This window comes from Lentzea sp. NPDC092896 (assembly GCF_044754905.1).
GTDB lineage: Bacteria > Actinomycetota > Actinomycetes > Mycobacteriales > Pseudonocardiaceae > Lentzea.
The window spans coordinates 1109257-1126695 of record NZ_JBIVPX010000001.1; the positions used below are offsets into that span (position 1 = coordinate 1109257).

The following is a 17439-nucleotide window of genomic DNA, read 5'->3' on the forward strand; positions in this document are numbered from 1 at the left end:
GTGCAAGGGCGTTCGTCGACTGTGGACGGCCGCACGCGTGCGGCTCAGCGGGAACGCAGCCGCCGCAACATCCGGGCGTCCTCGAAACCGACGTTGCGCGCGGCGGTCTCGACCGTGGCACCTTGACCGATCAGGTGTTCGGCCCGTTCGACGCGCAACGCCTGCTGGTACTTCAACGGCGTCATGCCCGTCGCACGGCCGAACAACCGCGTCACGGTCCGTTCGCTGCAACCGGCGTGGACGGCGAGTTCCGCGAGCGAGAGACGGTCGGCGAGGCGTGACTCGATGATGTCCTGAACGCGGTGCACGGTCTCGTTGATGTGCGACCGGTGCCGCAGCAGGACACTGGCTTGCTGGTCGTCACCGTTCCTGCGCGCGTAGATGACCATCGTGCGTGCGATCGCGGCGGCAACCGTGGGCCCGTGGCGCACGGCGACGAGATGCAACGCGAGGTCGATACCGCTCGCGATGCCCGCGGACGTCACGACCCTGCCGTCCTCCACGAACAAGACGTCACGCACGACGTGTGCGGCCGGGTAGCGCCGTGCGAGCTCCTCCTGCAACTCGTGATGCGTGGTGCAACGCCGTCCGTCGAGCAAACCGGCGCGCCCCAACGCATCCGCGCCGGCACACACACTCGCCACCGTGCCGCCGTTGTCGTGGTGCGCGCGCACCCACGTCAACGCGCGTTCGCTCAGATGTCCGGTCCCCACGATCTTCGGCGACCGCCAGCCCGGCACGAACACGAGGTCGTCCACGTCGAGAGAGGGCAGCTCACGCGACGCACCCAGCGGCACGCCCTGATGACTGAGCACGGTGTCCATGTCGCCGACGTAGGACAGCGCGTACCCGTTCACCAGGTCGGCAGCGCTGGAGAACACCTGCGCCGGCCCCGCGAGGTCGAGCAGGTGCACTCCGGGAACGAGCAGGAAGACGACTCTGGTCACGATCCGGTCAGCGTAGCGACATCCGAGATCCGCGCGAACCGACCGGCCAGGACGTACTCGGTGCGTTCGATGATCTCCTCGACGCCGAGCACCTTCCCGGTCCGCCAGTGCGGCAACGGCGTGGTGGCGGTCGCGTCCGTCACGAACGTCATGTCGAACCCGAGGTCGGACCCGACCCGCGTGGTCGTCTCGCAGCACTGCTCGGTCCGGATGCCGCTGATCAGCAGCTCCCGCACACCCCGCTGCGTCAGCGTCTGCTGCAGGTTCGTCGTGGTGAACGCGTTGTGCGCGGTCTTGGTCAGGATCGGCTCGTCATCGAGGGGCTTGAGCCCGTCGATCAGCCGCACGTGCCCGAGCGCCGGGTCGAACACGTCGCCGGAGCCGGGCTCGGAGTGCAGCACCCACACCACCAGGTCGCCGGCGTCGCGGCTCAGGTCGACCAGCTGGTTCACCTTGCCCACGACGTCCGGGTTGGACACCTCGGCCCAGTTGGGGCGCTGGCGGAACGACTCCTGCACGTCGATGACGATCAATGCTCGCTTCATGTCCTCCAGCCTGGCGGGTTCGAAGATCGCGAAACAGGCACGGGCCGGGCGAGGGGCGGACGGATCCGGTCACCCGTGCGAAGATCGCGGACGTGAAGCTGCGCGTGCTGGCGGGCGATCCCGCGGATCCGGCTCTGGGGGCCGAGGTCGAGGTGACCGCGGGCGCCGGCCCGAGGAGCGGCCTCGCCGTGCCGTACCTGCGCCTGGTCGGGCACCACGGCAGCCGGGAGATCCTGGTCGGCGAGGCACGGGTCACCGCCACGCACGTCGAGATCGTGGTCAGCGCCACCTGGAACGAGACCGGCGGCTGGCACCGGGAACCCTGGAACGGTGAGGCGCTGGGCGAGACCCTCGCGCACCCCGCTCACCCGATCCGGCCCCACCAGCGGGACGTCTCCATCGCCAAGGGCGTCGCCGAGGGATCGCGCAACACCGTCGGCGAGCTGCGGCAGCTGCGCTACGAGATGGAACGCCAGGTCGCCGACCTGCTGACCGAGCGCAAGAACGCGACTCTCCGGCTGATCATGGCCCAGCTCGTCGAACTGTCGATCGCGTTCAGCCGTGCCCGTGACTTCGCGCGCGAGGCCATCCGCGAGCAGCTCTGGATGCGCGACGGCGGCGCGTTGCCGCACTGCCAGGCGATGGACACCGAGCTCGGTGACGAGATGACGCGCCTGCAGTCGTTGCTGGGCAGCGTGTCGACGCTCGCCGTGGCCCAGGACGGCGAGGCGCAGCAACGGTTCAACATGCTCGCCGCCGCCGCTGCCGCCGGACTGGGTCTGCCCGCCCTGATCCTGTCGCTGTACGGCGCGGACGAGTACCTGCCGTTCACGTGGGACAAGGCGTGGCGAGCGCTGACCCCGATCGCGGGCGTCCTGACGGTGGCCGCGGGGATCATCCTGAGCCGCATGCCCGGACGCACCACCGGGAAGCACTACCTGGTGGCCGCCGGACTCATCACCGGCCTGATCGCGGTGCTGCTGATCGCCGGATTCCTCGCGCCGGGCTAGAGCGGGCGGCGGCCCGCGAACCCCAGGTCCGTCCGGTGGTACCAGGCCAGCTCGCGGTCGCCCTCGAGCCAGCACAGCAGCACCGGCACACCGTCCATCTCCGACGGGAAGTCCACGAGCAACGGCGCGAAGCCCTTCAGCTCGGCACCGGTTCCCTGCACGGTCTCCATCAGCTCGTCCAGCCGGGCCTGCGCGGCCTTGAACTCCGGCAGCCCGCCCAACGCGGACCCGCCGACGGCGAGTTCGGCGGCGTCGGCCCGCAGGCGCACGATCTCGTCCAGCGCCGGCAACAGGCGCGCGAGTTCGGTCCTGGCTTCGGAGAGGCTGAACAGTCCCACGGGCACAAGGCTGGCACAGTGGAGGGAATGACGTGGCGACTGGGTGACCTCACCGTGAACCGGATCGGGTTCGGCGCGATGCGGCTGCCGCAGCGGGGGACGGCGTTCGACCGCCGGGCCGAGCCGCGCGACCGACGGCAGGCGATCGAGGTGCTGCGCAAGGCCGTGGAGCTCGGGGTCGACCACATCGACACGGCCGCCTTCTACTTCTCCGCCACGCGATCGGCGAACGAGCTGATCAACAGCGCGCTCTCGCCGTACCCGGAGGACCTGGTGATCGTCACCAAGGTCGGGCCCGGCCGCACGCCGCAGGGGGAGTGGCTGCCGCTCGCGACGCCGCGGCAGCTGCGGGGACAGGTCGAGGAGAACCTGCGTCAGCTCGGCCGCGACCACCTCGACGTGGTCAACCTGCGGGTGAGCGCGCTCGACGACCTCAGTGCGCACTTCGAGCAGCTCGCGGTACTCCAGCAGGACGGCCTGATCCGGCACCTCGGGCTGTCCAACATCAGGCCGCACCACCTCGACCAGGCGCAACGGATCGCGCCCGTGGTGTGCGTGCAGAACTCCTACGGGCTCGGGCACCACCCCGAGCAGGACGACTTCGTCGGCGTCTGCGGCGAGCGGGGCGTCGCGTACGTGCCGTTCTTCGCGCTCACCGGCGCCAACCAGGAGGCCGGGACGTCGGCCGACGACGACGTGGTCACCGAGATCGCCCACGCCCGCGACGCCTCGCCCGCGCAGATCCGGCTGGCGTGGACGCTCGCCAGGGGGCCGCACGTGCTGGTCATCCCCGGCACGGGCGACCCGGAGCACCTGCGGCAGAACGTCGAGGCGGGGCGGCTGAGCCTCACCGCGGACGAGCTCACCCGCCTCGACGCCGCACACCTCAACGGGAGCTGATCCGCCGGAACAGCCAGGTGGCCCACCCGAAGGCCACGACCAGCAGGCCGCCCGACCACGCCAGTGCGAGCCAGCCCGACCCCACGGGCTGGTCGGTCAGCAGAGCGCGCACGGTCTCGATGACCGGCGTGATCGGCTGATGTTCGCTGACGGCGCGCAGCCAGGACGGCATCGTCGCCACCGGCACGAACGCACTGCTCAGGTACGGGATGAACAGCATGAAGAACCCGAGCAGGCCGGCCGACTCGACGGTCCGCGCGATCACGCCGAAGCCTGCCGCGAGCCACGACAACGCCAGCACGTAGAGCAGCAGCAGGCCCATCGCCAGGATCCAGGACCCCAGCGACGCCGTGGGCCGGAAGCCCATCAGCAAGGCCACCAGCACCACCGCGAACGTCGCCAGGGCGTTGCGGGCGACCGACGCGGCGACGTGGCCGGTCAGCACGGTGAAACCGCCGATCGGCATCGAGCGGAACCGGTCGACCACGCCCTTCTTCATGTCGTCGGCCACGGACATCGCGGTGGACGTGGCGCCGTAACCGGTGCACAGCACGAGGATTCCGGGCACCACGTAGTCCACATAGGACTGAACCGAGCTGATCGCGCCGCCGAACACGTAGACGAACAACGCCATCATCAGCACCGGCAACACGATCGCCATGATCAGGGTGTCGAGGTTGCGGCGGCTCAGCCGGATGCCGCGGCCGATCATCGTCAGCGGGACGGTCATGCCGCCACCGCCGTCAGCGTCGTGAACACGTCGTCCAAAGTCGGGCGGTGCGCGGACACCCGCGACACGCTCACCCGCGCCGCCAGCAGGTCGTCCAGCACGCGGTGCAGGTGAACGGCACTGCCGTCGGACGGCACACCCAGCGTCAGCCCGTCGGCCACCCCGCCGACCACGGCCTGGGCTCGCGACGCGTCCTCGGCGCACGAGAAGGTCAGGTCCAGGCGGGTGCCGCCGACCGAGTTCTTCAACGCGTCCGCGGTGCCGTCCGCGACGACGCCTCCGTTGTGCAGCACCACGATCCGGTCGGCGAGGCGGTCGGCCTCCTCCAGGTACTGGGTGGTGAGGAAGATCGTCACGCCGTCGCGCACCAGGTCGCCGATCGCGTCCCACGTGGTCGTGCGGCTCACCGGGTCGAGGCCGGTGGTCGGCTCGTCCAGGAACAGCAGCCGCGGCCGTGCCACCAGGCTCATCGCGAGGTCCAGGCGCCGGCGCATGCCGCCGGAGTAGGTGCGCACCCGCCGGTCTGCCGCGTCGACCAGGTCGAACCGCTCCAGCAGCGCGACGGCCCGCGCCCGAGCCGCCGGCCGGGTGAAACGGCGCAGCCGGGCGATCATCACCAGGTTCTCCCGGCCGGTCTGCTCCTCGTCCACCGCCGCGTACTGGCCGGTCAGGCTGATCACGCCGCGCACGGCGGCGGCCTCCCGCGCCACGTCGAACCCGCACACGCGCGCCGCGCCGCCGTCGGGCCTGGTCAGCGTGCTCAGGATGCGGATCGCGGTGGTCTTGCCCGCGCCGTTGGGCCCGAGCAACGCGAGCACGGATCCTTCCGCGACCTTCAGGTTCAGGCCGTTCAGCACGGTGTTCGAGCCGTATCTCTTCGTCAGACCCACTGTCTCGACGATCATGGAACCCCCTTTTATGCGTACCTCATACGCAAAACCTGAATTAGCGTATGACATACGCATCTGTTTGACTAGAGGGCATGAAGAGGGGGCGCAAGCCGACCATCGACGCCGCCGACATCACCCGCGCCGCCATCGCGGTCGCGGACGCCGAGGGCCTGGCCGCCGTGTCGATGGCGCGCGTCGCGCAGGAGATGGGCAACGCCACGATGGCGCTCTATCGCCACGTGAAGAGCAAGGACGAGCTCCTGGCGTTGATGGCGGACGCCGCGTTCGACGAACCGCCACTCCTGCCGGACGGCGACTGGCGGGACAAGCTCGGGGTCTGGGCGAGGGAGATGCTCGGTGGCATCCGCAAGCGCCCGTGGTTCCTGCAGATCCCGATGAGCGGCCCGCCGACCGGTCTCAAGAGCCTCGCCTGGTTCGACAGCGCGCTGAGCGCACTCGAGGGCACGCCGCTGGAGGCCGGGGAGAAGGTCGGCGTGGTGATGGGCCTGATGACGTTCGTGCACGGCGAGGCCTGGCTGAGCGTCGCGCTGCAGCAGGGCTTCGAGGACGACCCGGCCCAGTTCAGCCGCCAGTACGGGCAGCGGTTGCGCGAGATCGTCGACCCGCGCCGCATGCCCGCTCTCGCGAAGATCGTCGCGGCCGGCGTGTTCGACGTGGACGACCTCTTTGAGGAGCAGGACGTCGCCGCCGACTTCGACTTCGGCCTGCACCTGTTCCTGGAGGGCATCGCGACGCACATCGGAGGCAGGGCATGACCTACGCGGTGATCATCCTCACCGGCGGCACCGGCGAACGGCTCGGTGGCGTCGACAAGGCCGCACTGTCCTATCGGGACGCCACGCTGCTCGACCACGTGCTGTCCGTTGTGGACGACGCGAGCCAGAAAGTCGTTGTGGGTCCGGAGAAGGACCTGCCCGGCGTCGTCTGGGCCCGTGAGGACCCACCCGGCGGCGGACCGCTCGCCGGACTGGCCGCCGGACTGGCCGAGGTCACCGAGGACTGGGTCGCGGTGCTCGCCGTCGACCAGCCCGGCCTCACGAAGGACACCATCGCGAGGCTGCGCGGAGCCGGACGCAACGCCGTGCTCAAAGACGACCGCGTGCAGTGGCTGATCGGCTACTGGAACGCCGCTGAGCTGCGGGAAGCCCTCCCCGAAGATCCGCGGAACCTGCCGCTGCGCAAGACTCTGCTGCGACTCGATCCCGTCGAAGTGTCCGCTTTGCCCGGTGAGGCTCAGGACGTCGACACGCCCGCCGACCTGGACACCCTTCACAGCGGTTGAACAGGCGAAGGGTAAGACTGTTCCACTATCGGTAAAACCCTGTTCCGCATGGAGGCCCGCACGTGACCGAGCCCGCCGCCGAGGCAACGCCGAACGCATCGGCGCCCGTCACCCCGGCTCGTGACGCCCAGCTGCTCGAACGCACCGTGTTCGAGGTGAAGCGGGTCATCGTCGGCCAGGACCGGCTCGTCGAGCGGATGCTCGTGGGTCTGCTGGCCAAGGGCCATCTGCTGCTCGAAGGTGTGCCGGGTGTCGCGAAGACGCTCGCCGTGGAGACGTTCGCCCGCGTGGTCGGCGGCTCGTTCTCCCGCGTGCAGTTCACGCCCGACCTGGTGCCCGCCGACATCCTCGGCACCCGCATCTACCGCCAGTCCACCGAGACGTTCGACGTCGAGCTCGGGCCCGTCGTCGCGAACTTCGTGCTCGCCGACGAGATCAACCGCGCGCCCGCCAAGGTGCAGTCGGCGATGCTCGAGGTCATGGCCGAGCGGCACGTGTCCATCGGCGGCCGCACGTTCCCGATGCCGAACCCGTTCCTCGTGCTGGCGACGCAGAACCCGATCGAGAACGAGGGCGTGTACCCGCTGCCCGAGGCGCAGCGCGACCGGTTCCTGTTCAAGATCCAGGTCGAGTACCCGACCGCCGAGGAAGAGCGCGAGATCGTCTACCGCATGGGCGTCGAGGCACCGGTGCCGAACCAGGTCCTCTCGCCCGAGGAGCTGGTGCGCCTGCAGGGCGTGGCGTCGCGCGTCTTCGTCCACCACGCGCTCGTCGACTACGTGGTGCGCCTGGTGATCGCGACCCGCGCGCCCGGCGAGCACGGCCTCACCGACGTCGCCGGCTGGGTCGCCTACGGTGCCTCGCCGCGTGCGTCGCTCGGCATCATCGCCGCCGCGCGTGGCCTCGCGCTCGTCCGCGGCCGTGACTACGTGCTGCCGCAGGACGTCGTGGACGTCGTCCCGGACGTGCTGCGGCACCGCCTGGTGCTCTCCTACGACGCGCTGGCCGACGGCGTGCCGCTGGACCACATCATCACCCGCGTGCTGCAGATCGTGCCGTTGCCGCAGGTGTCGGCCCGTCCGCAGCAGCCGGTTCCGGCTGGTAGGCCGTGAGCCGGGAACAAGCGGAAGAGCGTCCGTCCTGGGCGCCGCCCGTCCTGCGCGGCGTCCGGATGGAAGCCGCGCTGCGCATGCTGGAGCTCGACGTCCGGCGTCGTCTCGACGGTCTGCTCCAGGGCAACCACCTCGGCCTCGTGCCGGGGCCGGGCACCGAACCGGGCGAGGCGCGCACCTACCAGCCCGGTGACGACGTGCGCCGGATGGACTGGGCGGTCACGGCCCGCACGACGATCCCGCACATCCGGGAGACGGTCGCGGACCGCGAGCTGGAGACGTGGATGGCGATCGACCTGTCGCCGTCGCTCGACTTCGGCACCGCGGCCTGCGAGAAACGCGACCTGGTCATCGCCGCGACGGCCGCGGTCGCGCACCTGACCCGCGGCGGCGGCAACCGGATCGGCGCCGCCGTCTCGACGGGTGCCGAGAACGTCCGGATCCCGGCGCGCGGTGGCCTGGCGCACGCGCGCGGCATGATCCGCAAGATCGCCGAGATCGACCGGGCGCCCGAGGGCACCCGCGGAGACCTGGCGGAGTTGCTCGAACAACTGCGCCGCCCGCCTCGCCGGCGCGGCCTGATCGTGGTGGTCTCCGACTTCCTCGGCGGCATGGAGTGGCAACGGCCGTTGCGCGCCTTGTCCGCGCGTCACGACATCGTGGCCATCGAGGTCGTCGACCCGCGTGACGTCGACCTGCCCGAGGTCGGCACCGTGGTGCTGTCCGACCCGGAGAGCGGCCGGCAGCGCGAGGTGACCGCGTCCGCGTTGCTGCGCAAGGAGTTCGGCGCCGCGGCCGCGGAACACCGGGGCGAGGTGGCGGCGGGCCTGCGCCGTGCGGGCGCCGGGCACCTGGTGCTGCGGACCGACTCGGACTGGATCGCGGACACGGTTCGTTTCGTGGTGGCGCGCAAGCGCCGCTGGTCTGGGGGTGTCGCATGAGCTTCTCGAACTTCGTCGCCCCGTGGTGGTTCCTGCTGCTGCTCGCGGTGGGGCTGCTCACCGCCGGATACGTGGTGGCGCAACGGGTCCGGCGCAAGCGGGTGCTGCGGTTCACGAACCTGGAGCTGCTGGAGAAGGTCGCGCCCAAGCGGGAACGCTGGTCGCGGCACGTCCCGGCGGCGTTCCTGCTGGTGGCGCTCGCGTTGCTGACGGTCGCGCTGGCCGGTCCGACGTCCGAGCAACGGGTCCCGCGCAACCGGGCGACCGTGATGCTGGTGGTCGACGTGTCGTTGTCGATGAAGGCCACCGACGTCAAGCCGTCCCGGCTGGAGGCCGCGCAGGTGGCCGCCAAGTCGTTCGCCGAGGGCCTCACGCCGGGCATCAACCTGGGCCTGATCTCCTTCGCCGGCTCGGCCACCGTGCTGGTCGCGCCGACGACGGACCGCGCCGCCGTCACGCAGTCGATCGACGGGCTCAAGCTCGCCCAGTCGACGGCCACGGGTGACGCGCTCGTGGCCGCGATGGCGTCGATCGACTCGTTCGGCAAGGTCGTCGGCGGCGCCGAGGGCCCGCCGCCCGCCCGCATCGTGCTGATGACGGACGGCAAGGAGACCGTGGGTACCCGCAAGGCGTTCGACGCGGCCGAGGACGCGAAGAAGGCCGGGACCCCGATCTCCACCATCTCGTTCGGCACCGAGGACGGCGTGGTCGACATCGAGGGGCGCCAGCAGTCCGTGCCCGTCGACGACGACTCGATGAAGGAGATCGCGAAGATCTCCGGCGGCGAGTTCTTCAAGGCCGCGTCCGCCGAGGAGCTGCGCCGCGTCTACGACACGCTCGGCGAGCAGATCGGCTACGAGAAGAAGCAGGCCGACGCGTCGAAACCGTGGCTGTTGCTCGGCACGATGACGGCGATGTTCGCGGCCGCCGCGGCCCTGTTGCTCGGTCAGCGCCTGCCGTAGGTGAGCAGCACGACTCCGTTGCCGAACGCCCTGGTGCCCTTGAGCGCCAGGGCGTTCGGCTTCCGGAAGAACGGCGTGCCGGCGCCGATCGCGACCGGGTTGACGTAGAGCCGGATCTCGTCGATCAGGTCGTGCTCGAAGAACGTCTGAAGCAGCTCGTTGCCGCCGACCATGGTGTCGCCTTCGAGCTTGCGGATCTCGTCCGGAACGACCTCGGTGCGGGTCTCGGTGTTCCACTCGGTGAACTGCCGCGTGCGCGAGTAGACGATCTTGGGCGTGTCCCGCCAGATCGGCCCGAAGTCGCGCATCGCCTGCGGCCAGTCGGGGTGGTCCTCGGCGTGGGGCCAGGCTTCCAGCATCAGCTCGTGGTTGCGGCGGCCGTCGACGAACGTGGTCATCCTCGCCAGTTCGTCGTTGATGTGGCTGTGCAACTCTTCGCTCATGTGGTGCCAGTCGATGTCGTGATCGGGGCCCTCGAAGAACCCGTCCAGCGAGACCGACGCCATCGTGATGATCATCCGTGCAACCTCCGGTACTCTGCCGCCGCGCCTGGATGCAGGGGCACTTTGCCTGTGTCGATCAGACTGCGCACGTCGAGGTACTGCGTGCCGAGCGCCTGTTCCGGCACCAGTTCGGCGGCCCTGCCCACCAGCAGCCGCACGACGGCGCTCGCGTACTCGGAGTCGAGATCCGGCCGGCACACCAGCAGGTTCGGCGTGCCGATCGTGGGGACGTCGACCGGGGAACCGTAGACGCCCATGCGCACGTCCACGCGTTCGTAGACCTTGCCGTGGTCCTGGCGCAGCCGCGGCAGGAAGCCGTCCAGCGGCAGGAGCCTGATCCCGCTGGCCTTGTCGAGCTCCGGGGTCGGGACGCCGCCGGACCACAGCAGGGCGGCGATCTCGCCAGCCTTGAGCGCGTCGACGGCGTTGCGCAACGGGTAGTGCGCCTCCTGAACGCCCAGCGCGAGCCGTGAACCCTGCAGTGCGGCACCGGATCCGTCCGCGCCCAGCGACACCGGCTTGCCGACCAGGTCGGCGGCGGTCGTGTACGGCGAGGACTTCAGGACCACGAGCTGCAGGTAGTTCTCGTAGACGCGGCCCAGCGCGACGAGGCCGGGTTCCAGGTGGGCGCTGTCGCTCAGCGAGAGCCCTATGTCGGCGCTGCCTTCGCGCAGGTGCTTGAGGTTGTCGGCGCTGCCACCGGTCTGGATCGGTGTGATGGTCAGCGGGGCGGGGGAGAGGCGGGAGATCAGCGCGGCGAAGTCGTTGTAGAAACCGCCGGGCTCGCCACCGGCGATTCTGATGGTGCCGTCGGGTTCTGAGGCGCCACACGCGGTCAGGGCCAGCGTGCCCAGCAGGAACGTCCGGCGCCTCACAGCAGTGGCTCCTTCGGCAGTTCCACCGTCACGACCAGGCCGTTGTCGGTGTCCAGCTTGAGCTTTCCGTCGTGCGCGGTGACGATGCGTTCCGCGATGGCGAGGCCCAGGCCCGTGCCGCGCCGGGTGTCGTCGCCGCGCCAGAACCGTTCGGTGGCGTGCTTGAGGTCCTTTTTGGACAGGCCGGGTCCGTTGTCCCGCACGGTCAGCGTGGCGCGGTCGCACACCACCGTGATCTCCGGTCCGCCGTACTTGATGGCGTTGTCCAGCAGCACGTCCAGCACCTGCGCGAGGTCCGACACCGCGCACCGCACCAGTCCGGGCGCCCGGTCGTCGACGGTGATCGTGACGCCGTCCGCCTGCGCCGCCGCACGCCACGCGTCGACCCGGTCGTGCGCGACGACCTGAAGATCGGCGAGTTCGGGTTCGACGCCGCCGGCCGCGCGTTCGGTGGCGGTGCTCTCGGCGTTGGCGAGGGCGAGCAGCCCGTCCAGCAACGACTCCAGGCGTTCGACCTCGGTCAGCAGCGATCCGTTGGAGGGCAACATGTCCACGCGCAACCGCAGTGCCGCCATCGGGTTGCGCAGCTGGTGCGAGGCGTCGGCGATCAGGCGTCGTTGCTGGTCGGCGGCCTCGGCGACGGCGTCGGACATGCGGTTGAACGACTCCGACAACGCCCGCAGCTCGGCTGGTCCGGCGGTGTCGGCGACATGGGTGCGTCGCTGGCCCTCCGCGACCGCTCGCACGCCTCGGTCGAGTTCTTTCAAAGGCCTGAGCAGCCAGCGGGAGACGACGAGCGCCAGCAGCACGCACGCGCACGCCGCCAGCAACGCCCCGGCCAGCACGATCGCCCACCGCCGGGCCACGTCGAGTGCGGCCACGCGCGTGGAAGCCCGCAGCACCACGGCACCCGCGACCTTCGTGCCGATGCCGACCGGCCGGGCGAACAGCACGTCACCGCCGCTCCACGGCAGCACGGTCGGCACGGGCGCGGCGGGCTGGTTGCGCAGGGCCGCGTCGATCTGCGCGGACACGTCCCCGGCCGTCATCCCCGACTCCACGACGGGCGTGCCGGACGCGTCGACGACCACGATCTCCTCGCCGTAGACCTCGGCGTACCGCTCGGCCTCGGACACCACGACGTCGACCGGCAGCGTGGCGAAGCGGTCCAGGTCCGCGGTGCGGCTGATCACGAACTGCTGGGTGCGTTCGGAGGCCGTGCTCATCAGCAACGGGAACGCGAACGCGGTCACGGCCGAGAGCGAGAACAGCAGCAGCACCAACAGAAGCCGTTGCCGCATCTATTCACCGAGCCGGTAGCCGAAACCGCGGATCGTGTGCAGCAGCCCCGGCCGGTCGAGCTTGGCGCGCAACTGCGTGAGGTGCACGTCGAGCGTGCGCGACACCGCGACGAACGCGTTGCCCCACACCTCGTCCATCAGCTGCTGCCGGCTCACCGCCGTGCCCGGCCTGCGCGCGAGCACCGCCAGCACGTCGAACTCCTTGGTGGTCAACGAGATCTCGCGCCCGCCGACCACGACCTGACGGCTCTGCAGGTCGATCTCCACATCGGACACCCGCACGACGTCCTCCGGTTCCTGCGACCGGGCCGCGCTGCGCCGTGCCACCGCGTCGATGCGCGCCAGCAACTCGGCCAGCCGCACCGGCTTGACCAGGTAGTCGTCCGCGCCGAGCCGGAGTCCCCGCACCACCGTGCGCTCGTCGCCACGGGCCGTCAGCACGAGCACCGGCACCGGGTCGATCTTGCGGAGCTTGCGCAGCACCTCCAGGCCGTCCTGGTCGGGCAGGCCGAGGTCGAGCAGCACCACGTCCGCGTCGCGATGAGCGATCAGCGCGTCGGCACCCCTGCGCACGCGGGAAGGCCGGTGGCCGTTCGCCCGCAGCGCTTCCACCAGGGCGTCGGCGACACCGTCGTCGTCCTCGACCAACAGCACCCGCATGGGAGCAGTATCAGCCATGACGTCTGTTTCGTGTGCGTGGCGACGCGCCTAAGGGACGGTTAAGTTGCCCGCGGAGCCCGTGGAGACTGCCGTACGTTCGGATGAACGGGACGTAGTCGTTCCATCACAACAGGTTCTGGGGGAATCTGAATGATCGCGAAGAAGAGCCGTGCGCTGCTCCTGTCGGCGGGACTCGCCGCCGCCGCGCTCACCCTGACCGTGCCGGCCTCCGCCGCACCCGTGAGCACGGCGTCGGTGTGCGGCCTGCACTACGAGGCGGGCGCGCCCACGCAACTCTGGTGGCACAACTGCGACGCGTCGCCCGACCTGGTGGAGCTGCACTACGCCGTGCTGCCCAACCAGAAGGTGTGCATTCCGCCGTACGCCGACCAGTGGGTGGCGAGCCAGGACTACGACAACCCGCTGGGCTGGGTGAACTCGCTCTCCCTCGCGGGCGAGTGGTGCTGATCGGGTAGACCTCGCGGAGGGCGGTCATGCGGCGACCGCCCTCCGCCTCCGCCGCTAGCAGCGTTCGTCGGTCGACCCGTTGGCGCTGTAGCCGGATCCGAACACGTCGCCCGCCGCGTAGGTGCACACGTTGAGCGTGTTCGCGCCGTTCGACCACAGTTCCTGCTTGGTGCCGTCGTGGCCCGCGTAGTCGACCGCGCCGTCACTGGTGCGCGTCCAGATGCCCGCCCGGATGTGGTTGGACGGGTGCTTGGCCTTCCACGAGTCCCAGATGTAGACGTACGCCCAGTTCTTGTTGCAGCCCTTGAACTGCTTGAGCGACGCCACGGTCTCGGAACCGTGCTTGAGGTACTTCGTCGAGCCGATCTGCGTGACCCCGCTGGAGCACTTGGGGTTCGTCTCGGCGTGCGCGGCGCCGGTGAACGTCATGGCGATGGCCGCGGCCGCGAGAGCGGTGACACTGATCTTCTTCAACACGTCAGCAACGCTCCTCGGTTTCGACGCCGCCACCGTAGGACGCCGCCTGGATCGATCCGTAGCCCTTGGTGCACTTGGACAGCGTGTCCGTGCCGTAGGACCACAGCTCCTGCTTGTTCTCGGCCCGGTTGTAGCCGCTCGGGAACTCGGCGCCGCGGACCTGCACGCCGGCGAAGATGCTGTACGTCCTGTGGTCGGCGCGCCACGAGTCCCAGACGTAGATGTAGCCCCAGTTCTTGCCGCAGCCCTTGAACTGCTTGACCGAGGCGATGGTTGTGCTGCCGCTCTTGATGTACTTGGTGGCGCCCATCTGCGTGACCCCGCTGGAGCACGACGGGTTCGTCTCGGCGTGTGCGGGGCCCGCGAAGGTCATGGCGACGGCCGCGGCCGCGAGGGCGGCGGCGCTGATCTTCTTCAGCACGTCAGCACCGTTCCTCGGTCAGGCCGTAGTACGAGTAGGACGACGAGATCACCGAGCCGTAGCCGCGGGTGCAGACGGACAGCGTGTTCGAGCCGTTCGACCACGCCTCCTGGCCGCCCTCGCCGGGTCCGCTGTAGCCCAGCGGGCCCTCGCTGGTGCGGGTGTAGATGCCCGCGGCGGCACGGAACTTGCTGCCGTGCTTGGACTTCCAGGAGTCCCAGACGTAGGTGTAGCCCCAGTTCTTGTTGCAGCCCTTGAACTGCTTGACCGAGGCGACGGTCTCGGAGCCCGCCTTGATGTACTTCGTGGCCCCGATCTGCGTGACGCTGCCGCAGTACGGGTTCGTCTCGGCCTGGGCCGGTCCGGCGAACGTCACGGCGATCGCCGCGGCCGCCAGCACGGCGGCTCCAATCCTCTTCTGCATGCGCACGACGATGGCCGGGCGCGGTTAGTCAGCGGTAAATCACACCCAGCCGGGCCGCGAGAGCGCTGGCCAGGTGGACGGGCTTGCGTTCGGTGGTGTGGCGGATCTGCGTGCGGCAGCTGAAGCCGTCCGCGATCACCAGCGCGTCCTCGTTGTCCCGCAACGCCGGCAGCAGGTCCTGTTCGGCGCAGGCGATCGAGACGTCGTAGTGGCCCTTCTCGAAACCGAAGTTGCCGGCCAGCCCGCAGCAGCCCTCGACGATCTTGGGCTTCAGGCCGGCCTTGGTCATCGCCTCGCGGTCCGGACCGAAGCCGAGTTCCGCGTACTGGTGGCAGTGCGTCTGCACGACGGCCTCGCGGGTGCCCTCGAGTTCGGGCAGCTTCGGCGCGACGTGCTCGGCGAACGTGCGGGTGGCGTCGGCAAGCGCTTGCACCGGGTGTTCCCGGGACAGCTTCGTGGCCTCGGTCCTCAGGAACGCCGTGCAGCTCGGCTCCAGGCCGATCACCGGAACGCCCTGGCTCGTCCACGGGAGCAGCGCCCGCGCGGTGCGTTCGATCACCCGGCGGGCCTTGCCGAGCTGGCCGGTCGAGTGCCAGGTCAGTCCACAGCAGACGTTCGCCGACGGTACCTCGACGCGGTTTCCCAGGTGTGCCAGCACGTTCGCGGCGTCGAGCCCGACGCCCGGTTCGAAGTGGTTCGTGAACGTGTCGGGGAACAGCAGCACCGGATCGCCCTCGCCGAGCGGGTGCAGCTGACGCACCAGGCGGGTGGTCTGCGTCGGCAGCTCGCGTTCCGGCGTGATCCCGGCGAACCGGCCGAGCTTCGCGGTGAACCTGTTGACCAGCCCGTACCTCAGCCACGTCGGCAGCCAGCCCATGACGTAGTGCGCCCGCGGCCGGAGTCGCCCCTTGTAGTGCTCGTGCAGGAACTCGGCCTTGTAGCTCGCCATGTCGACGTTGACCGGGCAGTCGCGTTTGCAGCCCTTGCAGCCCAGACAGAGGTCCAGCGCCTCCGCGACCTCGGGTGACCTCCAGCCGCCCTTGACCACGTCGCCGTTGAGCATCTCGAACAGCAGGTGCGCGCGGCCTCGCGTGGAGTGCTTCTCCTCCTTGGTCACGCGGTAGCTCGGGCACATCACGCCGCCGTGGGTGTTCAGGCACTTGCCGACGCCGACGCACCGCCGCGTGTCGCTGGCGAACTCCGCGCGGGTCGGGATCTTCGGTGGTGCGACCAGGATCCTCAGGTCGTCGTCGAGCTTCCGCGGCTCGACGATCCGGCCGGGGTTGAGCAGGTTCCCCGGATCGAAGGCGTGCTTGAACTCGCGGAACGCCTTGATCGCCTCCGGCGGGTACATGCGGCTGAGCAGCTCCGACCGCGCCTGGCCGTCGCCGTGCTCGCCCGACAGGCTGCCGCCGTGGCTGACGACCAGGTCGGCGGCGTCCTGCAGGAACTCGCGGTAGCCGTGCGCGAGGTCGAAGTCGATGCGGACGTGGATGCACCCCTCGCCGTAGTGGCCGTAGGTGATGCCACGGCGGCCGTACCCGGTCAGCAGCTCGTCGAACTCGCGCAGGTAGGCGCCGAGGCGCTCCGGCGGGACGGCCGCGTCCTCCCAGCCGGACCAGGCCTCGCTTCCGTCGGCCATGCGGGTGGCGAGGCCGGCGCCGTCCTCGCGGATCCGCCACAGCGCCCGCTGCTGCGCCGGGTCGTGGATGATCATCGAGTTCTTCGTGATCCTGGCGACGCGTTCGGGGTCGTCCTCGACCTCGACGAACAGCCAGCTGCGGCCCTCCGGCAGGTCGGGACGGGTGCGGACGCTGTGCACCAGCGCCTCGTTCAGGCCCTCGATCGCGAGCGCGTTCTCGATCTGGGTGACCTGGTCGGCGGCCTCGTAGGTGTCCGCGAAGCCCAGCACGACCAGGACGCGGCGCTCGGGCCTGCGCACCAGCTTCAGTTCCGCGCCCAGCAGCACCACGCAGGTGCCCTCGGTGCCGACCAGTTGCCGCGTCAGCGTCGGGGCGTCCAGCGCGTACCCGCTGACCCGGCGGCTGAGCTGCGGAAACCACGCCGGGTCGTACGTCGGCAGGGCGAGCGGGGGAGGGTTCGTCGTGTCGAACGTGCGGCCGTCGGCGGTCAGCACGTGGAGGTTCGTGACGTTCTCGCTGGTCTTGCCCCACTTCACCGAGTGCGCGCCGCACGCGTTGTTGCCGATCATCCCGCCGATCGTGCACCGGGAGTGCGTCGACGGGTCCGGCCCGAAGAGGTAGGCGCCGGCCTGCGCGTTGATCTTGTCGAGCACGGCACCCGGTTGAGCGAACGCGCGGTCCCCGGAGATCTCGAACGAGTGCAGGTACCGGCTGAAGTCGATCACCAGACCGGTGCCGCACGCGTTGCCCGCGATGGACGTTCCCGCGCCGCGGCTGGTGATCGGCACGCGGTGCTCGGCGGCCAGCCCGACGGCCGCGACCACCGCGTCCGTCGTGCGTGGACGGACGACCACGCGGGGCACGTGCCGGTAGTTCGACGCGTCCGCCGAGTACAGCGCCCGGCTGGCCGGGTCGTCGAGCACGTCGCCGTCCACATCGCGTCGGAGCTGATCGAGAAAGGCCCGCATCACCTGATCATGCCCGCCTTG

At 70.1% G+C, this 17439-nt stretch carries 21 protein-coding genes; 8 read left to right on the forward strand and 13 right to left on the reverse strand.

The window, feature by feature from the left end:
- Positions 1–44: 44 nt before the first annotated feature.
- Both ACIQF0_RS04885 and ACIQF0_RS04890 read right to left on the reverse strand, forming a co-directional pair.
- A complete protein-coding gene (locus tag ACIQF0_RS04885; RefSeq protein ID WP_401024524.1) occupies positions 45–947 on the reverse strand; it encodes a GlxA family transcriptional regulator in 903 nt (300 codons plus the stop codon).
- The gene (locus ACIQF0_RS04890) at positions 944–1492 is read right to left on the reverse strand and encodes a cysteine hydrolase family protein (protein ID WP_401024527.1); all 549 of its coding nucleotides are present in this window, start codon (positions 1490–1492) and stop codon (positions 944–946) included. The genes ACIQF0_RS04885 and ACIQF0_RS04890 overlap by 4 nt, the downstream gene beginning before the upstream one ends.
- A gap of 92 nt (positions 1493–1584) precedes the next feature.
- Between ACIQF0_RS04890 and ACIQF0_RS04895 the strand changes: the two genes are divergently transcribed.
- A complete protein-coding gene (locus tag ACIQF0_RS04895; RefSeq protein ID WP_401024530.1) occupies positions 1585–2502 on the forward strand; it encodes a hypothetical protein in 918 nt (305 codons plus the stop codon).
- Here the strand turns inward: ACIQF0_RS04895 and ACIQF0_RS04900 are convergent.
- Entirely contained in the window at positions 2499–2840 is a 342-nt protein-coding gene (locus ACIQF0_RS04900; protein WP_401024533.1) for a DUF2203 domain-containing protein, read from the reverse strand. The genes ACIQF0_RS04895 and ACIQF0_RS04900 overlap by 4 nt on opposite strands.
- A gap of 27 nt (positions 2841–2867) precedes the next feature.
- On the opposite strand from ACIQF0_RS04900, the gene ACIQF0_RS04905 reads away from it, so the two are divergent.
- On the forward strand, positions 2868–3740 hold the full coding sequence (locus ACIQF0_RS04905) for an oxidoreductase (RefSeq protein ID WP_401024536.1): 873 nt from the start codon (positions 2868–2870) through the stop codon (positions 3738–3740).
- On the opposite strand, the gene ACIQF0_RS04910 is transcribed toward ACIQF0_RS04905, so the two are convergent.
- Together ACIQF0_RS04910 and ACIQF0_RS04915 are read right to left on the reverse strand one after the other, a co-directional pair.
- On the reverse strand, positions 3727–4470 hold the full coding sequence (locus ACIQF0_RS04910; RefSeq protein WP_401024538.1) for an ABC transporter permease: 744 nt from the start codon (positions 4468–4470) through the stop codon (positions 3727–3729). The genes ACIQF0_RS04905 and ACIQF0_RS04910 overlap by 14 nt on opposite strands.
- Entirely contained in the window at positions 4467–5375 is a 909-nt protein-coding gene (locus tag ACIQF0_RS04915) for an ATP-binding cassette domain-containing protein (protein WP_401024541.1), read from the reverse strand. Before ACIQF0_RS04915 ends, ACIQF0_RS04910 begins: the two co-directional genes overlap by 4 nt.
- A 77-nt stretch (positions 5376–5452) precedes the next feature.
- Here ACIQF0_RS04915 and ACIQF0_RS04920 point away from each other — a divergent pair, with 77 nt between their 5' ends.
- The 5 genes from ACIQF0_RS04920 (at position 5453) to ACIQF0_RS04940 (ending at position 9678) form a co-directional block, all read left to right on the forward strand.
- Complete coding sequence (locus ACIQF0_RS04920) at positions 5453–6136, forward strand: TetR/AcrR family transcriptional regulator (RefSeq protein WP_401024543.1); 684 nt, start codon at positions 5453–5455, stop codon at positions 6134–6136.
- Entirely contained in the window at positions 6133–6663 is a 531-nt protein-coding gene (locus ACIQF0_RS04925; RefSeq protein WP_401024547.1) for a molybdenum cofactor guanylyltransferase, read from the forward strand. The genes ACIQF0_RS04920 and ACIQF0_RS04925 overlap by 4 nt, the downstream gene beginning before the upstream one ends.
- Positions 6664–6725: 62 nt before the next feature.
- Complete coding sequence (locus ACIQF0_RS04930; RefSeq protein WP_360032906.1) at positions 6726–7775, forward strand: MoxR family ATPase; 1050 nt, start codon at positions 6726–6728, stop codon at positions 7773–7775.
- A gap of 59 nt (positions 7776–7834) precedes the next feature.
- Positions 7835–8716: a DUF58 domain-containing protein gene (locus ACIQF0_RS04935; protein ID WP_360033820.1), complete on the forward strand. Its 882-nt coding sequence runs from the start codon at positions 7835–7837 to the stop codon at positions 8714–8716.
- The gene (locus tag ACIQF0_RS04940; RefSeq protein WP_401024550.1) at positions 8713–9678 is read left to right on the forward strand and encodes a VWA domain-containing protein; all 966 of its coding nucleotides are present in this window, start codon (positions 8713–8715) and stop codon (positions 9676–9678) included. The genes ACIQF0_RS04935 and ACIQF0_RS04940 overlap by 4 nt, the downstream gene beginning before the upstream one ends.
- Here ACIQF0_RS04940 and ACIQF0_RS04945 read toward each other — a convergent pair.
- The 4 genes from ACIQF0_RS04945 to ACIQF0_RS04960 are packed head-to-tail and all read right to left on the reverse strand — an operon-like array spanning position 9663 to position 13017.
- On the reverse strand, positions 9663–10196 hold the full coding sequence (locus ACIQF0_RS04945) for a dihydrofolate reductase family protein (RefSeq protein WP_401024552.1): 534 nt from the start codon (positions 10194–10196) through the stop codon (positions 9663–9665). The genes ACIQF0_RS04940 and ACIQF0_RS04945 overlap by 16 nt on opposite strands.
- Positions 10193–11056 carry a TAXI family TRAP transporter solute-binding subunit gene (locus ACIQF0_RS04950; protein ID WP_401024555.1) on the reverse strand — a complete coding sequence of 288 codons (864 nt, stop codon included), beginning with the start codon at positions 11054–11056 and terminating at the stop codon, positions 10193–10195. Before ACIQF0_RS04950 ends, ACIQF0_RS04945 begins: the two co-directional genes overlap by 4 nt.
- Complete coding sequence (locus tag ACIQF0_RS04955; protein WP_401024557.1) at positions 11053–12357, reverse strand: ATP-binding protein; 1305 nt, start codon at positions 12355–12357, stop codon at positions 11053–11055. The genes ACIQF0_RS04950 and ACIQF0_RS04955 overlap by 4 nt, the downstream gene beginning before the upstream one ends.
- On the reverse strand, positions 12358–13017 hold the full coding sequence (locus tag ACIQF0_RS04960) for a response regulator transcription factor (RefSeq protein WP_093588014.1): 660 nt from the start codon (positions 13015–13017) through the stop codon (positions 12358–12360). It lies immediately after the preceding gene.
- Between the two features lie 150 nt (positions 13018–13167).
- Between ACIQF0_RS04960 and ACIQF0_RS04965 the strand changes: the two genes are divergently transcribed.
- Complete coding sequence (locus ACIQF0_RS04965; RefSeq protein ID WP_401024560.1) at positions 13168–13485, forward strand: hypothetical protein; 318 nt, start codon at positions 13168–13170, stop codon at positions 13483–13485.
- A 54-nt stretch (positions 13486–13539) separates the two neighbouring features.
- Here the strand turns inward: ACIQF0_RS04965 and ACIQF0_RS04970 are convergent, their stop codons facing one another.
- The 4 genes from ACIQF0_RS04970 to ACIQF0_RS04985 are packed head-to-tail and all read right to left on the reverse strand — an operon-like array spanning position 13540 to position 17418.
- Positions 13540–13962 (reverse strand): hypothetical protein, encoded by a 423-nt coding sequence (locus tag ACIQF0_RS04970; RefSeq protein ID WP_401024562.1) that lies wholly within the window; start codon positions 13960–13962, stop codon positions 13540–13542.
- Position 13963: 1 nt separating this feature from the next.
- Complete coding sequence (locus tag ACIQF0_RS04975; protein ID WP_401024565.1) at positions 13964–14383, reverse strand: hypothetical protein; 420 nt, start codon at positions 14381–14383, stop codon at positions 13964–13966.
- Between the two features lies 1 nt (position 14384).
- Entirely contained in the window at positions 14385–14807 is a 423-nt protein-coding gene (locus ACIQF0_RS04980; protein WP_360032926.1) for a hypothetical protein, read from the reverse strand.
- 28 nt (positions 14808–14835) lie between these two features.
- Positions 14836–17418 carry an FAD-binding and (Fe-S)-binding domain-containing protein gene (locus ACIQF0_RS04985; RefSeq protein WP_401024568.1) on the reverse strand — a complete coding sequence of 861 codons (2583 nt, stop codon included), beginning with the start codon at positions 17416–17418 and terminating at the stop codon, positions 14836–14838.
- Positions 17419–17439 lie beyond the last annotated feature (21 nt).

What these genes read in the sequence shown, in the direction of transcription:
- ACIQF0_RS04890 (WP_401024527.1), bottom strand. Translation starts at nt 1,492, where the DNA reads ATGAAGCGAGCATTGATCGTCATCGACGTGCAGGAGTCGTTCCGCCAG.
- ACIQF0_RS04905 (WP_401024536.1), top strand. Translation starts at nt 2,868, where the DNA reads ATGACGTGGCGACTGGGTGACCTCACCGTGAACCGGATCGGGTTCGGC.
- ACIQF0_RS04910 (WP_401024538.1), bottom strand. Translation starts at nt 4,470, where the DNA reads ATGACCGTCCCGCTGACGATGATCGGCCGCGGCATCCGGCTGAGCCGC.
- ACIQF0_RS04915 (WP_401024541.1), bottom strand. Translation starts at nt 5,375, where the DNA reads ATGATCGTCGAGACAGTGGGTCTGACGAAGAGATACGGCTCGAACACC.
- ACIQF0_RS04920 (WP_401024543.1), top strand. Translation starts at nt 5,453, where the DNA reads ATGAAGAGGGGGCGCAAGCCGACCATCGACGCCGCCGACATCACCCGC.
- ACIQF0_RS04925 (WP_401024547.1), top strand. Translation starts at nt 6,133, where the DNA reads ATGACCTACGCGGTGATCATCCTCACCGGCGGCACCGGCGAACGGCTC.
- ACIQF0_RS04935 (WP_360033820.1), top strand. Translation starts at nt 7,835, where the DNA reads ATGGAAGCCGCGCTGCGCATGCTGGAGCTCGACGTCCGGCGTCGTCTC.
- ACIQF0_RS04940 (WP_401024550.1), top strand. Translation starts at nt 8,713, where the DNA reads ATGAGCTTCTCGAACTTCGTCGCCCCGTGGTGGTTCCTGCTGCTGCTC.
- ACIQF0_RS04945 (WP_401024552.1), bottom strand. Translation starts at nt 10,196, where the DNA reads ATGATCATCACGATGGCGTCGGTCTCGCTGGACGGGTTCTTCGAGGGC.
- ACIQF0_RS04955 (WP_401024557.1), bottom strand. Translation starts at nt 12,357, where the DNA reads ATGCGGCAACGGCTTCTGTTGGTGCTGCTGCTGTTCTCGCTCTCGGCC.
- ACIQF0_RS04960 (WP_093588014.1), bottom strand. Translation starts at nt 13,017, where the DNA reads ATGCGGGTGCTGTTGGTCGAGGACGACGACGGTGTCGCCGACGCCCTG.
- ACIQF0_RS04965 (WP_401024560.1), top strand. Translation starts at nt 13,168, where the DNA reads ATGATCGCGAAGAAGAGCCGTGCGCTGCTCCTGTCGGCGGGACTCGCC.
- ACIQF0_RS04980 (WP_360032926.1), bottom strand. Translation starts at nt 14,807, where the DNA reads ATGCAGAAGAGGATTGGAGCCGCCGTGCTGGCGGCCGCGGCGATCGCC.
- ACIQF0_RS04985 (WP_401024568.1), bottom strand. Translation starts at nt 17,418, where the DNA reads ATGCGGGCCTTTCTCGATCAGCTCCGACGCGATGTGGACGGCGACGTG.